Genomic DNA, 13,293 nt, shown 5'->3' on the forward strand with positions numbered 1-13,293 from the left:
AACAATGACATCCACGACAACTCGGGTGACTCGGTGCAGTGCCTGGGGCCCGAGGGCTTCAGCTCGCTGCCGCCCGCGGATGGGCTGCTCGTGGAGAACAATCACTTCTACGCCAACCGGGAGAACGCGGTGGACATCAAGACGTGCCACCGCGTCACCATCCGCAACAACAAGATGCACGGCTTCAAGCCGAGCTCCACGGCGAAGGGCGACGCGGTGGTGGTGCACTACTCGGCGCGAGACGTGACGGTCGAGGACAATGAAATCTACGACTCGGGCAAGGGCATCTCGGTGGGAGGCAACCACGTGGGGCCGGTGCCGAGCGGCGTGGTGGTGCGGCGCAACCGTGTCCACGACATGACCCAGGAGGGCGGTGGCGAGGGCACGGGCATCCGCCTCGAGAACTCGGAGGGCGCGGTGCTGGTGAACAACACGGTGACGCGCGTGACGGGGTCCGCGATCATCGTGGGGCACGGCACGGGCGGTCCCACGAGCAATCTCACCCTGGAGAACAACCTCGTGGCCGAGTCGCCGGTGGCGATGGACCTGGGCGGGCAGAGCCCGGGGCTGAAGATGGGACACAACCTGTTCCCGGCGGGAGCGCAGTTCAAGCGCAACGGCGCGGCGGTGGACCTGACGGGCTTCCAGCAGGCCTCGGGGGACAACACCTCGACCATGGGTAATGCGGGCGTGGCGGCGCCGACCTTCGGACCGGACTCGGCCGCCGTGGACCAGGGCGCCGACGTGGGCCTGCCGTTCTGCGGCCGGGCCCCGGACATCGGCGCGGTGGAGACCGGCTGCTAGCCGCGACTGCCTGAGTCAGTGAGCAGAAAGAAGGCCCGGTGTGGAGCTCTCCGCACCGGGCTTTTCTTTTCGCGCCAGGAGCTTCTCAGGCCGCGTCGCGCGGCTTGCCGTACCGGGACGTGCCGAGGCAATCCCTCGCAGCGGCTCCGGGCCGGTGCAGCCACGTCGTCACCCGGCGGGCGTCCGCCTCGTCCTCCACGGAGAACTCGACGGCGCAGGGCTCCAGCGGCACGGGCGCGCACACCGAGCCGCGGAGTATGTCCTCGCCCAGCTCGAACCGCAGGGCGATGGGGAAGGGGAGCACGTTGCGGAAGCGCAGGTCCTTGTAGGCGTAGGCCACCGTGGCATCCGAGCCCAGCGGCGCGAAGCGCGTCTGCTCCGTGTAGATGTCCACCGAGTGCGCGTGCCGCTCCATGACGCACAGGCCGCCGTGCAGGGCGAGCAGGTACATCAGCCCCGAGAGCTGGCACAGCCCGCCTCCGATGCTCACCTCGAGCCGGCCGCCCACGAGGTTCCGTCCGGGCACGAAGCCCCGGCGCTTCGTGGGCTCGCCCACCAGGTGCCAGAACGAGAAGACCTCCTCGGGCCCCACGTGGACGTCCTGGAGCTCGCGAAGGGCCAGGGCCAGGTTGTGCTTCTTGCTCTCCGTGTGCGCCGAGCGCCCCAGTGACTGCGAGACGGTCACGTACGCCGGCCACGTCCGCGTCTCCGCCCGGGCCTGCCCGGAGCGGGTGATGAGCCTCCAGCGCGTGCCCGAGCGCAAGTCCCTCAGCGTGCGCCGCTTGCTGGCCACCCACACGCGCGCGGGGACCGGCACGAGCGGACGCAGCAGCTCAATCCACCTTCTCAAGCTTCACCATCTGGTACGAGGCCAGGTGCTTCAGCGGTGTCCGGCCGAGCAGCACCTCCGCGGCCATGAAGGCCGGGCGCGCCGCATGCGGCAGTCGGTGGACGGGCGCCAGCGCGAGGCCTCGCGAGGCCGTGAGCCGCCAGTGCCCCCCTCCGAGCAGGCGAAGGCTTCCCGCCGTCAGCTCGGTGCCCGCGTGCCACCCGGTGGCCTCGTAGCGCACCAGCCGGCGGCGCAGCGCGTTGGGGAAGTCGAAGATCATCACCCCTCCGCGGCGCAGCACCCTCCGGCACTCGTTCAGCACCCGGCTAATGTCTCCCAGGTGCAGGTGCATGAAGACGTGCAGGGCGAAGAGGGTGTCGTAACTGCCCTCGGCGGCGGGGATGCTCCACGCGGGGGCGTGATGGATGGGTTTGCCCGGCCACTTCTCCCGGGCGCGCTCGACCATCTTCTCGCTGAGATCCAACCCCTCGCTCGCCAGGTCCAGGAAGCGGCCCGTTCCACAGGCGAGGTCGAGCACCCTCGGACCCTGGATCCACTCGCGCAGCGCGGGGCGCTCGAGCCCATCCAGATAGGCGCCGTAGGAGCCGCCGAACCGCTCCGTGTCGTACTTTGGCGCGAGCTCGTCGTAATAGGCGATGACCTCGCGCATCTCCTCGGACAGGGTGTCCGGGGCCGCGGGAGCCCGACCACCGACTCCACCGGGATTCTCCGTGTTCATCGGGTCGGGCCTTGCGCGGGAGTGGCTCAGGCGGCCTGGGTCTCGGGCGGCTGCCAGGTGGAGAAGTAGCGCTGCTTGAACCGGGCGCAGTAGCGCACGAGGTTCTCCTGCGACAGCGTGTGCTGCTTGAGCTCCGTGTCCACCGGGTTGGCGATGATGCTCACCAGGAACGAGTACACCACCGCGTCGAAGGACGTGGGCGCATCCCCGAGCAGATAGGGCTTGGTGCCCATGATCGTCGCGAGGGCCGCGATGTCCTGCTTGGCCAGCGTCTGCACCTCATCCATGCTGTGGCGGCCCGTCCCCTGGTCGTGGAGGATGCCCAGGAACTTCTGACGCAGCAGCTGCAGCGGCACGGGGCCACCCACCACGCCGGGGATCATCGACTCGACGACCGGGATGTACGCGCGCCAACCCGGCTCGTCCACCCAGCGCATGTAGACGATGTACCAGTAGGTGCACTCCTCCAGCATGCGCCGCACGGTGTGGCCGATCGCCAGCTGCTCCGGCGTCAGCTTCGCGTCGAGCGTGTCGCCGTGCTTGCCCTTGAGGTACTCGATGATGAACTGCGAGTCGCCCATGAGCTTCCCGTCGATCTCGACGTAGGGAACCTTGCCCTTGGGCGCCTGGGCCAGCGAGGCCAGCTTCACCTGGTAGGGCAGGCCCACCATGCGCAGGTAGGACTCCAGCTTGAAGCAGAACGGGCTGAGGTTGGGCGTACCCCACGCCACGGGGGTTTGATAGAGGGTGATCATCGGTGGTGTCATCCAGTTGCGGACTGCGTCGGTTGTTCTTCCCTACAAACTGATTCTACCGCTTTGACGCGAACCTGGACGCCGCTGAATGCCGCGTTGCCGCTGACGGCATCCAGGGCCCGGTCGTCGGTCAGGTCGTTGAGGCTCACACCTGCATGGGCGCCGGCCACCTGGAGCCGGACGCCCTCGCGCCCGTGGCCGTAACCGTGGGGCAGGCTCACCACTCCGGGCATCACCTCGTCCGTCACGGTGACGGGGGCCTTCACCTCGCCCACCCGCGAGGTGACGACGGCCTCCTCGCCCTCTCGCAGGCCGAGCCGGCGGGCGTCCTCGGGGTGCACCATCAGCGTACACCGGGGTTTGCCGCTGACGAGCCGCGGCACGTTGTGCAGCCAGGAGTTGTTGTCGCGCAGGTGGCGCCGGCCGATGAGCAGCAGCGTGCCCTCCTCGGGGGCCGCGGCGCTCGCCGGGAAGGTTTGACGCAGCCGTTGCACGTCGGCCACGAGCAGCTCGGGGGCGAGCAGGATGCGGCGGTCGCGCGTGGCCAGGCGCTCGGGGAGGCTCGGCTGGAGTGCCCCGAGGTCCACGCCGTGCGGTTGCGCCTTGAGGCTCGCGAGGCTCAGCCCCTTGCGGAACGGGCGGAGCTTCAGGCCGTGCGGGCCCGCGCGCAGGCCCAGGTCCAACAGGCCATCCGGGCCGAGCGCCTTGAGCGCGCGGTACGTCAGCGCCCCGCGCACGCGTGGCTCTCCGCGCAGCGTCTCCAGGCGGTGCTTCAGCTCCAGGAAGATCTCCCAGTCGTGCTTCGAGTCCGGGCGCGGCGTGAAGAGCGGCGGCGAGTACTTCGCCGTGTTGCGCACCGCGAGCACGTGGAAGGCCAGGTCGTAGTGGCTGCGCTCGAGCTGCGTGCTGGGCGGAAGGATGATGTGGGCGTGGCGCGTCGTCTCGTTGATGTACGGGTCGATGCACACCATGAAGTCGAGCGACGCGAGCGCCTGGTCGAGCTGCCGTCCGTTGGGCGTGGACACCACCGGGTTGCCGGCGGAGGTGACCATGGCGCGGATGCGGCCGGGGCCCTCGGTGAGGATCTCCTCGCCGAGCGCGGCCACGGGCAGCTCGCCGGAGAACTCGGGCAGCCCGCGCACGCGGCTCCTGAAGCGCCCGAAGCTGCCGCGGCTCATGGCCATGGCGCGAGGCCCGTGGACGATGTCGAAGGCCGGCCGGGTGAAGAGGGCACCGCCCGGGCGGTCGAGGTTCCCCGTCACCAGGTTGATGAGGTTGATGAGCCACTGGCACATCGCGCCGAAGGCCTGCGTGGAGACGCCCACGCGGCCATAGCAGACGGCGGACTCGGAGGCGGACAGCTCGCGGGCGATGCGGCGCGTGGCGTCCGCGGGGATGCCCGTGTGGAGCTCGGCGCGCTCGGGGGTGAAGTCACGCGCCAGCTCGTGCACGGTGGAGAGGCCATCGGAGAACCCGGCGAGCTTCCCCAGCTTCGGGCCCGCCTCCTCCAGCAGGAGGTGCAGGATCGAGAACAGCCACAGCGCGTCGGTGCCGGGGCGGATGAAGAGGTGCTCGTCCGCGACGCGGGCCGTTTCCGTCTTTCGTGGGTCCACCACCACCACCCGGCCCCCGCGCTTCTGGATGGCCTTGAGCCGGTCCTTCACGCCCGGCGCGCTCATCAGGCTGCCGTTGGAGGCGAGCGGGTTGGCCCCGAGGATGAGCATGTAACGCGTGTGATCGATGTCCGGGATGGGGATGAGGAACTGGTGCCCGAACATCAGGTACGCGGCGAGCTGGTGGGGGAGCTGATCCACGGACGACGCGGAGAACTTGTTCTTCGTGCGCAGGGCGCGCAGGAGCAACGGCAGGAACATGAGCGCGCCGTGGTCGTGCACGGTGGGGTTGCCCACGTACGTGCCGATGGCGTCCTTGCCATGCTCCTTCTGGACGGCGTGAAGCCGCCGCGCCGTCTCGTCGAGCGCCTCCTCCCACGAGATGGGCTCCCAGCCGGTGGCGGTGCGCCGCACGGGCTGACGCAGCCGGTCCGGGTCCTCGTGCAGGTCCTTCAGCGCCACGGCCTTGGGGCAGATGTGGCCCTTGCTGAACGGGTCCTCGTCGTCGCCCCGGATGGAGGTGACCTTGCCCTCGGAGGTCTCGATGCGCAGGCCGCACATGGCCTCGCAGAGGTTGCAGGTGCGGAAGTGGGGCTCGGACGGCGTGCTCATGCGGTGCCTCCTAGCGACGGGACGAAGAACGGGACGGACGGCGGGTGGCGAAGGCCAGGAGCGACAGCAATCCTACCCACGTGGCCGCGCCCGCGCTCCCCGGAGCGGACGTGCAGCCGCTGGCCTCGAGGACGTGCACGGTGAAGGTGCATCGGGCCTTGTTGCCCGAGGCGTCCTCCGCCGTCACCTCCACGGCGGTGTCGCCCGGTTGGAAGACGCTGCCGCTCGCCGGGGACATCGTCACGGTGGGTGAGGTCGTCACCCGGTCCGTGAGGGAGGGCTGGGGCAGGTTCACCGCCGCCGGTCCCTTCGCGACACTCACGTCCTGCGGACACGTGAGCAGCGGCGGCAGGGTGTCGCGCACGGTGACGGGGAAGCTGCACTCGGCCACGTTACCCGCGGCGTCCTCGGCCCGCACCTTCACGGACGTCTCGCCCACCGGGAAGGTGGCTCCGGAGACGGGGAGGGTGCTCACGGTGGGCTTCGACACGGTGTCCAGCACGTTGGTCACCACGAACTCCGCCGGAGCACCCGAGGGCCCGGTGGCCTCCACCTGCACGGCGGCCGGGCACTTGAGCGTGGGCGCCTGCGTGTCCTGGACGAGGACGTGGAAGGTGCAGCTCGACACGTTCCCCGCCCCATCCGTGGCCTTGGCCGTGACGGGCGTGCTCCCGAGCGGGAAACGGCCCCCGTTCGTCTGGTCGTAGGTAATGGTCGGGCGCGAGGCCACGTCCGAGGCCTCGGCGGGAATCCAGGTGGCGTTCGCTCCGGTGGCGTTCTCGGCCTCGACGCGCACGTCCGCGGGGCACGTCACCACCGAGGCCGTCGTGTCCTGCACGCGCACGGTGAAGGTGCACTGGTTGCGGTTGCCCTTTTCATCGGTGGCCTCGACCGTCACCAGCGTGTTGCCCTGGGGGAAGACGGTGCCGGACTTGTGACTCACGGTGATGACCGGGGCACGGGTGACCGCGTCGGTGGCCAGCGGAGCGGAGAAGGTGACCACCGAGCCGTTCTCGCTCGCGGCCTCCACCGTGGCGTCCGCGGGGCACACGGGCTCGGGCGGCGTGGTGTCCCGGACCGTCACGGTGAAGGTGCACGTGGCCACGAGGCCCGCCGCGTCACGCGCGGTGGCGGTGACCTCGGTGCCGCCGAAGGGGAAGAAGCCTCCCGGCACCCGGCTGTAGGAGACGGAGGGCGGGAGCGTGGTGTCATCCGAGGCCCGCGCCTCGGGGAAGTCGACCTGGGCGCCCAGGGCCTGCTGCGCCTCGACGACCTGGTTGGCCGGGCAGACGATGCTCGGGGGCGTGGTGTTGGTGAGCAGCGAACGCGGCATCAGCCACGGCTCACGCCCGTGCTGTCCGTCGCTCGCGCTGAAGGCGATGGAGTCCCCGAAGAGGGTGAATCCCGCCGGGTCCGAGCCGAGCTGCCAGGGCGCGAGGTCATGCAGCAGGAAGGTGCCCGCCTCGGTGCCGTCCGAGCGCCACAGCTCGGTGCCATTCACGCCGTCATTGGCGGCGAAGAGGACGAGGTTCTCGGGGGAGAGGGCGAGGAGCGGCGACTCGGCGAGGACGCCACTGCCCTGGCCCGGGAGGATATCCCTGACGCGCACGGGCTCCGTCCCGGTGGTGTCGAGCTTCCACAGCTCGCGGCCGGAAGTGCCATCGTCGGCGGTGAAGTAGAGCGTGCTCCCGAGCACCGTGAGGGCGGCCGGCCTGGAGCCTTCCGCGCCCATGCGGAGATCCTTGACGAGCACGGTGCCCTCGAAAAAGCCGTCGGTCTTCCACAGCTCGGGGCCGGAGAGGCCATCGTTGGCGGTGAAGTAGAGGGTGCTGCCGAGCACCGCGAAGGCCGAGGCCCCGGAGTCCGTGGCGCCCGGAGCGATGTCGTTCACGAGGGTGGCGCCCGTGCCGTTCGTCTTCCACAGCTCGATGCCGGTGGTGGACTCGTTGGCGGTGAAGAACAGGGTGCTGCCCACGACTCCGGCGAGGTCCACCACCGAGGCCAGGCCCAGGCTGTCGCGGATGTCCGCGACCCGGACGGTGCCCGCGTCGGTGCCATCCGTCTTCCACAGCTCGCGGCCGCCCGTGGCGTCCCGGGCCAGGAAGTAGAGCGCTCCACCCATGAGCGTGAAGCGGGAGGGCTTCGAGGATGCGCTGCCAGGGACGATGTCCTTCACCCGCGTGGTGCCCGCGTCGGTGCCGTCGCTCTTCCACAGCTCGATGTCACCGGAGGCGTCCTGGCCCGCGAAGTAGAGGGCGCCGCCGTACTCGATGATCTCGATGGGGGAACTGGCCGCCGTGGTGAGCCGGACCTTGGCGGACACCTGGACGGTGCCCGTGGAGGTTCCATCCGTCCCGTAGAGCCGGTATCCGTTGGAGAGGTTGGGGATGGCCGCGAAGTAGAGGGCGCCGTTGAAGGGCGTGAGGGCCGTCAGTCCCGACTCGGCGATGAAGATGGGTGCATCCGAGGGAACGATGTCCATGAGAGCGGTCGTCCCCGCCGCCGTCCCATCCGAGCGCCACAGCCGCGCCGCCGCGTCCTGCTCGAAAGTGGTGAAGTACAGCGAGCCATTCCAGGCCACGAAGGGCGCGGGATTCGAGCCCCGGGTGGCCTTCTCGTCGGCGCCGACGGGAATCGTGCTGGCCACGTCACCCCGCGTCTTCCACAGTGTGGGGACCGGCGGGTTCTCGTCGGAGAGGCCCGTGCCGGGCGCGGTCGCCACGAAGTAGACCGTGTCGCCCATCACCGTGAACGAGCGCGGCGCCGGATCCACGGCACGGTCGCCCGGGAAGAGATTGGTGCCGATGCGCGTGGTGCCCGTGCTGGTGCCGTTGCTCGTCCACAGCTCGGTGCCGAGGCCCGGCTCGTACGCGGTGAAGTAGAGCGTGCTCCCGTTCGCCTTCATCAGCAGGGGGCCCTTGGCACCCACGGCCTTGAAGTCCTCGAGCAGCGTGGTGCCCACCGCCGTGCCGTCCGTCGCGTAGAGCGCGCTCTCGGTGCCGGCGCTGTCACGCGTCAGGAAGAAGAGGCGGGTGCCCGCGGTCACGAGGGAGTCGGGCCTCTCCACGGTGTTCTTTCCGGGGAAGAGCTCCACGACGGGCACGGTGCCCGCGCTGGTGCCATCGGTCTTCCACAGCTCGAGCCCCGTCACGCCGTCATTGGCGACGAAGTACACCGCGTCCCCGAAGGCGGTGAGCTGCGCGGGTGCGGAGCCCGAGGCGCCCGGGAGCAGGTCCTTCACGCGGACCGTGCCCGCGTCGGTGCCATCGGTCTTCCACAGCTCGCTGCCCGTGGAGCCATCCTCCGCGGCGAAGTAGAGCGCCCGGCCCGACCGCACGAGCCCGCGCCCGGACGGAGTGGCCGCCACGGTCAGGCTCGTGCCGACTCGCACCGTGCCCGCCGCGGTGCCATCGGTGCGCCACACCTGCCGCGCGCCTCCGTTGCCGGTGGCGAGGAAATAGAGCCTGCCGCCGAGCTCGGTGAACGAGTCGGGATCGCTGCCCGCCGAGCCCTGATAGATGTCCCGAACGCGGACCGTGCCCGTGGGGGTGCCATCCGTGCGCCACAGCTCGTTCCCGTACGTGGTGCCGTCATTGGCGCTGAAGTAGATCCACCCGTTGAGCTCGGCGAACCCCGAGGGCTGCGAGCTGGCCGCGCCGGGAGCGATGTCCGCGAGCTGGAAGGTGCCGGCGGTGGTGCCGTCCGTCCTCCACAGCTCCATGCCGTGCTGGCCATCCGAGGCAGCGAAGTAGGTGAGCCCGCGCATGTGGAAGAAGCGCGAGGGCGAGGAGCCGATGGGGCCCGGGGCGATATCGGCCACCAGGGCGGGGCCGGAGGACGTGAGCCTCCACAGCTCGGGTCCGGTGCTGTCGTCGTTGGCCGAGAAGAGGAGCGCCGTGCCCGCCGCCGTGGGGGACTCGGGGTAGCGCACGAGGGCGCCCTCGGGCTTCGCGCCCAGGTCCTTCAGGAGGGAGGCGGGGCCCTCGCCCAGGGCCCCGCGAGTGGCCTTGGGCGCGCCGCGTGCCGGTTCCTCGTGGGTGGGGGCCGTGCAGGCCACTCCCAGCACCAGGACGCACAGGGACGCCAGGGTCGTGTTCGCTCTCTCCATGCGGCTCCTCGAGACTCACCCGCCGGGTCCTGTCCCTCTTCCCGGCCGTACTGAAACGGCGTTGCATTCAACCACAACCGCCGCCCGTCCGGCGCCCGGCGGAGCGGGGGAGGCCTCCCTCGTTTTACGGGGAGTCTCGCCTCGTCCGTCCTCGGGAGGGCAGGCTGCCACGATCTCTTTCGGATCCGAGGAGGCCGCTGTGGTTATAAGACGCCCGCACATTTCCGGACCCCTCCTCCCAGAGATTCCATGCTCACGCTGCGTGGCGCCCCCGCCCTCTCCGAGTTCCGTCTGGCCAAGTTGCTCGCTCGCTGCCGCGAGCTGGAGCCGGCCGTGGCCACCCTCTACGCGGAGTTCGTGCACATCCTCGACCTCGCGGCCTCCCTCTCGGCCACCGAGCGGTCCCTGATGGACAAGCTGCTGGAGTACGGCCCGAAGCTGGCCCGCAAGGAGCCGCGCGGCAGCCTGCAGCTCGTCATTCCGCGCCCCGGCACCATCTCGCCCTGGTCCTCGAAGGCTACGGACATCTTCCACAACACCGGCCTGCGGAGCGTGCGGCGCATCGAGCGCGGCATCGCCTATTGGGTCGCCGACGCGGCGGGTAGGGCACTGGATGCGGGGCAGCTCGCCCGGATTCAGCCGGTGCTGCACGACCGGATGACGCAGGCGGTCGTGGGCCGCGAGGAGGATGCCGCCGTCCTGTTCGCCGGGCACTCGCCCCGGCCGCTCACCACGGTGGACGTGGTGAAGGGAGGCCGCGCCGCGCTCGTCACCGCGAACCGCGAGCTGGGCCTGGCGCTCGCCGAGGATGAGATCGACTACCTGGTGGCGCGCTTCACCGAGCTCGAGCGCAACCCCACCGACGTCGAGCTGATGATGTTCGCGCAGGCCAACAGCGAGCACTGCCGGCACAAGATCTTCAACGCGTCGTGGACCATCGACGGGGAGCAGCAGGAGCGCTCGCTCTTCCAGAGCATCAAGAACACCTATGCGGCGCACCCCGAGGGCGTGCTGTCGGCGTACAAGGACAACGCGGCGGTGATGGAGGGCTTCGAGGTCGATCGCCTCTTCCCCGACGCGGCCAGCGGCGAGTACCGCTTCCACCGCGAGCCCGCGCACATCCTGATGAAGGTGGAGACGCACAACCATCCCACGGCGATTTCGCCGCACCCGGGAGCCTCCACGGGCGCGGGCGGTGAGATTCGCGACGAGGGCGCCACGGGCCGGGGCGCCAAGCCCAAGGCGGGCCTGGCGGGCTTCTCCGTGTCCAACCTGCGCATCCCCGGCTTCGAGCAGCCCTGGGAGCAGCCCTACGGCAAGCCCGAGCGCATCGTGTCCGCGCTCGACATCATGCTCGACGGCCCGCTCGGGGGCGCTGCCTTCAACAACGAATTCGGCCGGCCCAACCTGTGCGGCTACTTCCGCAGCTTCGAGCTGCAGGTGCCCACGCCGGACGGCGTCGAGGTGCGCGGCTACCACAAGCCCATCATGATCGCCGGAGGCCTCGGCAACATCCGGGACGGGCACGTGAAGAAGGGCACGCTGAAGCCGGGCGACAAGATCGTCGTGCTCGGTGGTCCGGCGATGCTGATTGGCCTGGGCGGTGGCGCGGCGTCGTCGATGACGCAGGGCGCGAGCGCGGCGGACCTCGATTTCGCCTCGGTGCAGCGCGACAACCCGGAGATGGAGCGGCGCTGCCAGGAGGTCATCGACCGCTGCTGGGCGATGGGCGAGGCCAACCCCATCCGCTCCATCCACGACGTGGGCGCGGGAGGCCTGTCCAACGCGGTGCCGGAGCTCATCCACGACAACGACCTGGGTGGCCGCTTCGAGCTGCGCGAGGTGCCCAACGCCGAGCCCGGAATGGCGCCGGTGGAGATCTGGTGCAACGAGGCACAGGAGCGCTACGTGCTGGCGATTGCCCCGGAGGACCTGCCGCGCTTCACCGCGCTGTGCGAGCGCGAGCGGGCGCCGTTCGCGGTGCTGGGTGATGCCACCAGGGAGCAGGAGCTGAAGGTGACGGACCGGCAGTTCGGCAACGCGCCCATCGACATTCCGATGGACGTGCTGTTCGGCAAGCCGCCGAGGATGCATCGGGACGTGAAGTCGCGCCCGCTGGCGCACGCCGAGCTGAAGCTGGACGCTCCGGTGAAGGAGCTGCTGGGCCGGGTGCTCGGACACCCGACGGTGGCGGACAAGGGCTTCCTCATCACGATTGGTGACCGGACGGTGTCGGGGCTGACGGCGAGGGACCAGATGGTGGGCCCGTGGCAGGTGCCGGTGGCGGACTGCGCGGTGACGCTGTCGGCACACGCGGGCTACACGGGCGAGGCCATGTCCATGGGCGAGCGCACCCCGGTGGCGCTCATCGACGCGGCGGCCTCGGCGCGCATGGCGGTGGCCGAGGCCGTGACGAACATCGCCTCGGCGCGCATTGGCAAGCTGGGGGACGTGAAGCTGTCGGCCAACTGGATGGCCGCCGCGGGCAGCCCGGGCGAGGACGCCAACCTGTACGCCGCCGTGAAGGCCGTGGGCATGGAGCTGTGCCCGGCCCTGGGCCTCACCATTCCGGTGGGCAAGGACTCCATGTCCATGCGCACGGTGTGGGAGGAGAAGGGGACGCGCAAGGCGGTGACGGCGCCGCTGTCGCTCATTGTTTCGGCCTTCGCGCCGGTGCTCGATGTCCGCAAGTCCCTCACGCCGCAGCTGCGCGAGCTGGACGGGGACACGCGGCTCGTCTTCGTGGACCTCGCGGACGGGCGGCAGCGGCTGGGCGGCTCGGTGCTGGCGCAGGTGTACTCGCAGGTCGGCCCGAAGTGCCCGGACGTGGAGAGCCCCGAGTCCCTCAAGGGCTTCTTCGCCGCCATGCAGACCCTCAACGAGGAGGGCCTGGTGCGCGCCTACCATGACCGCTCCGATGGCGGCCTGCTCACCACGCTGGTGGAGATGGCCTTCGCGGGCCACTGCGGCTTCGAGGTGGATGTGGCCGCGCTGGGCTCGGATGCCGTCGCGGCGCTCTTCAACGAGGAGCTGGGCGCGGTGCTGCAGGTGCGGGCCGCCGAGCTCCAGCGCGTGCGCGAGGTGCTGACGCGGCACGGGTTGGGCTCGGCGTACCATGAGCTCGGCCAGCCGCGGGCGGAGCTGACGGTGCGGGTGCGCCACGGGACACAGGTTCTCCTGGAGGAGGCCACGGTGGCGCTGCGCAAGCAGTGGTCGCGCGTGAGCTACGAGATGCAGAAGCTGCGCGACAACCCGCGCTGCGCCGAGGAGGAGTACGCCACGAAGTGCGACCCGAGCGACCCCGGCCTGTCGCCCCGGCTCTCGTTCGACCCGACGGAGGACGTGGCGGCGCCGTACATCGCGAAGGGCGTGAAGCCCCGGGTGGTCATCCTGCGAGAGCAGGGCGTGAACAGCCAGCTGGAGATGGCGCGAGCGTTCATCCGCGCGGGCTTCAACGCGGTGGACGTGCACATGAGCGACCTGCTGTCGGGGCGGGTGTCGCTGAAGGACTTCACGGGCGTGGCGGCATGCGGAGGCTTCTCGTACGGCGACGTGCTGGGCGCGGGCGGAGGCTGGGCGCGGTCCATCCTGTTCAACTCGAGGGCGCGGGACGAGTTCGCCGCGTTCTTCGCGCGCTCGGGCACCTTCGCGCTGGGCATCTGCAACGGCTGCCAGATGATGTCGCAGCTGCGCGAGCTGATTCCGGGCGCCGAGCACTTCCCGCACTTCGTGCGCAACGTGTCGGAGCAATTCGAGGCGCGGCTGGTGCAGGTGGAGGTGGCGGAGAGCCCGTCGCTGTTCTTCAAGGGCATGGCGGGCAGCCGGATCCTCAT

The 13,293-nt window shown here is 70.3% G+C and carries 7 protein-coding genes; 2 read left to right on the forward strand and 5 right to left on the reverse strand.

The features are described from left to right. The coding region (locus ACJ8AN_RS01665; protein WP_407753416.1) for a right-handed parallel beta-helix repeat-containing protein at positions 1–804 on the forward strand (804 nt) is incomplete at its 5' end. A gap of 85 nt (positions 805–889) precedes the next feature. On the opposite strand, the gene ACJ8AN_RS01670 is transcribed toward ACJ8AN_RS01665, so the two are convergent. Genes ACJ8AN_RS01670 through ACJ8AN_RS01690 form a run of 5 tightly spaced genes read right to left on the reverse strand, consistent with a single transcriptional unit; the run spans position 890 to position 9,460 of the window. Further along, positions 890–1,654 carry a VanW family protein gene (locus tag ACJ8AN_RS01670; RefSeq protein WP_407753417.1) on the reverse strand — a complete coding sequence of 255 codons (765 nt, stop codon included), beginning with the start codon at positions 1,652–1,654 and terminating at the stop codon, positions 890–892. Then, a complete protein-coding gene (locus ACJ8AN_RS01675; RefSeq protein ID WP_407753418.1) occupies positions 1,638–2,372 on the reverse strand; it encodes a class I SAM-dependent methyltransferase in 735 nt (244 codons plus the stop codon). The genes ACJ8AN_RS01670 and ACJ8AN_RS01675 overlap by 17 nt, the downstream gene beginning before the upstream one ends. A 26-nt stretch (positions 2,373–2,398) precedes the next feature. Then, positions 2,399–3,127, reverse strand: coding sequence for a glutathione S-transferase family protein (locus ACJ8AN_RS01680; RefSeq protein WP_407753419.1), 729 nt, complete (start codon positions 3,125–3,127; stop codon positions 2,399–2,401). A gap of 8 nt (positions 3,128–3,135) precedes the next feature. Continuing rightward, the gene (locus ACJ8AN_RS01685) at positions 3,136–5,352 is read right to left on the reverse strand and encodes a molybdopterin oxidoreductase family protein (RefSeq protein ID WP_407753420.1); all 2,217 of its coding nucleotides are present in this window, start codon (positions 5,350–5,352) and stop codon (positions 3,136–3,138) included. A 10-nt stretch (positions 5,353–5,362) separates the two neighbouring features. Further along, positions 5,363–9,460 (reverse strand): ELWxxDGT repeat protein, encoded by a 4,098-nt coding sequence (locus ACJ8AN_RS01690; protein ID WP_407753421.1) that lies wholly within the window; start codon positions 9,458–9,460, stop codon positions 5,363–5,365. Between the two features lie 249 nt (positions 9,461–9,709). On the opposite strand from ACJ8AN_RS01690, the gene purL reads away from it, so the two are divergent. Further along, positions 9,710–13,293 (forward strand): phosphoribosylformylglycinamidine synthase (gene purL, locus ACJ8AN_RS01695; protein WP_407753422.1); only part of this gene is annotated, 3,584 nt, incomplete at its 3' end.

The sequence above is a fragment of the Archangium sp. genome, assembly GCF_045802675.1.
Classification (GTDB): Bacteria; Myxococcota; Myxococcia; order Myxococcales; family Myxococcaceae; genus Archangium.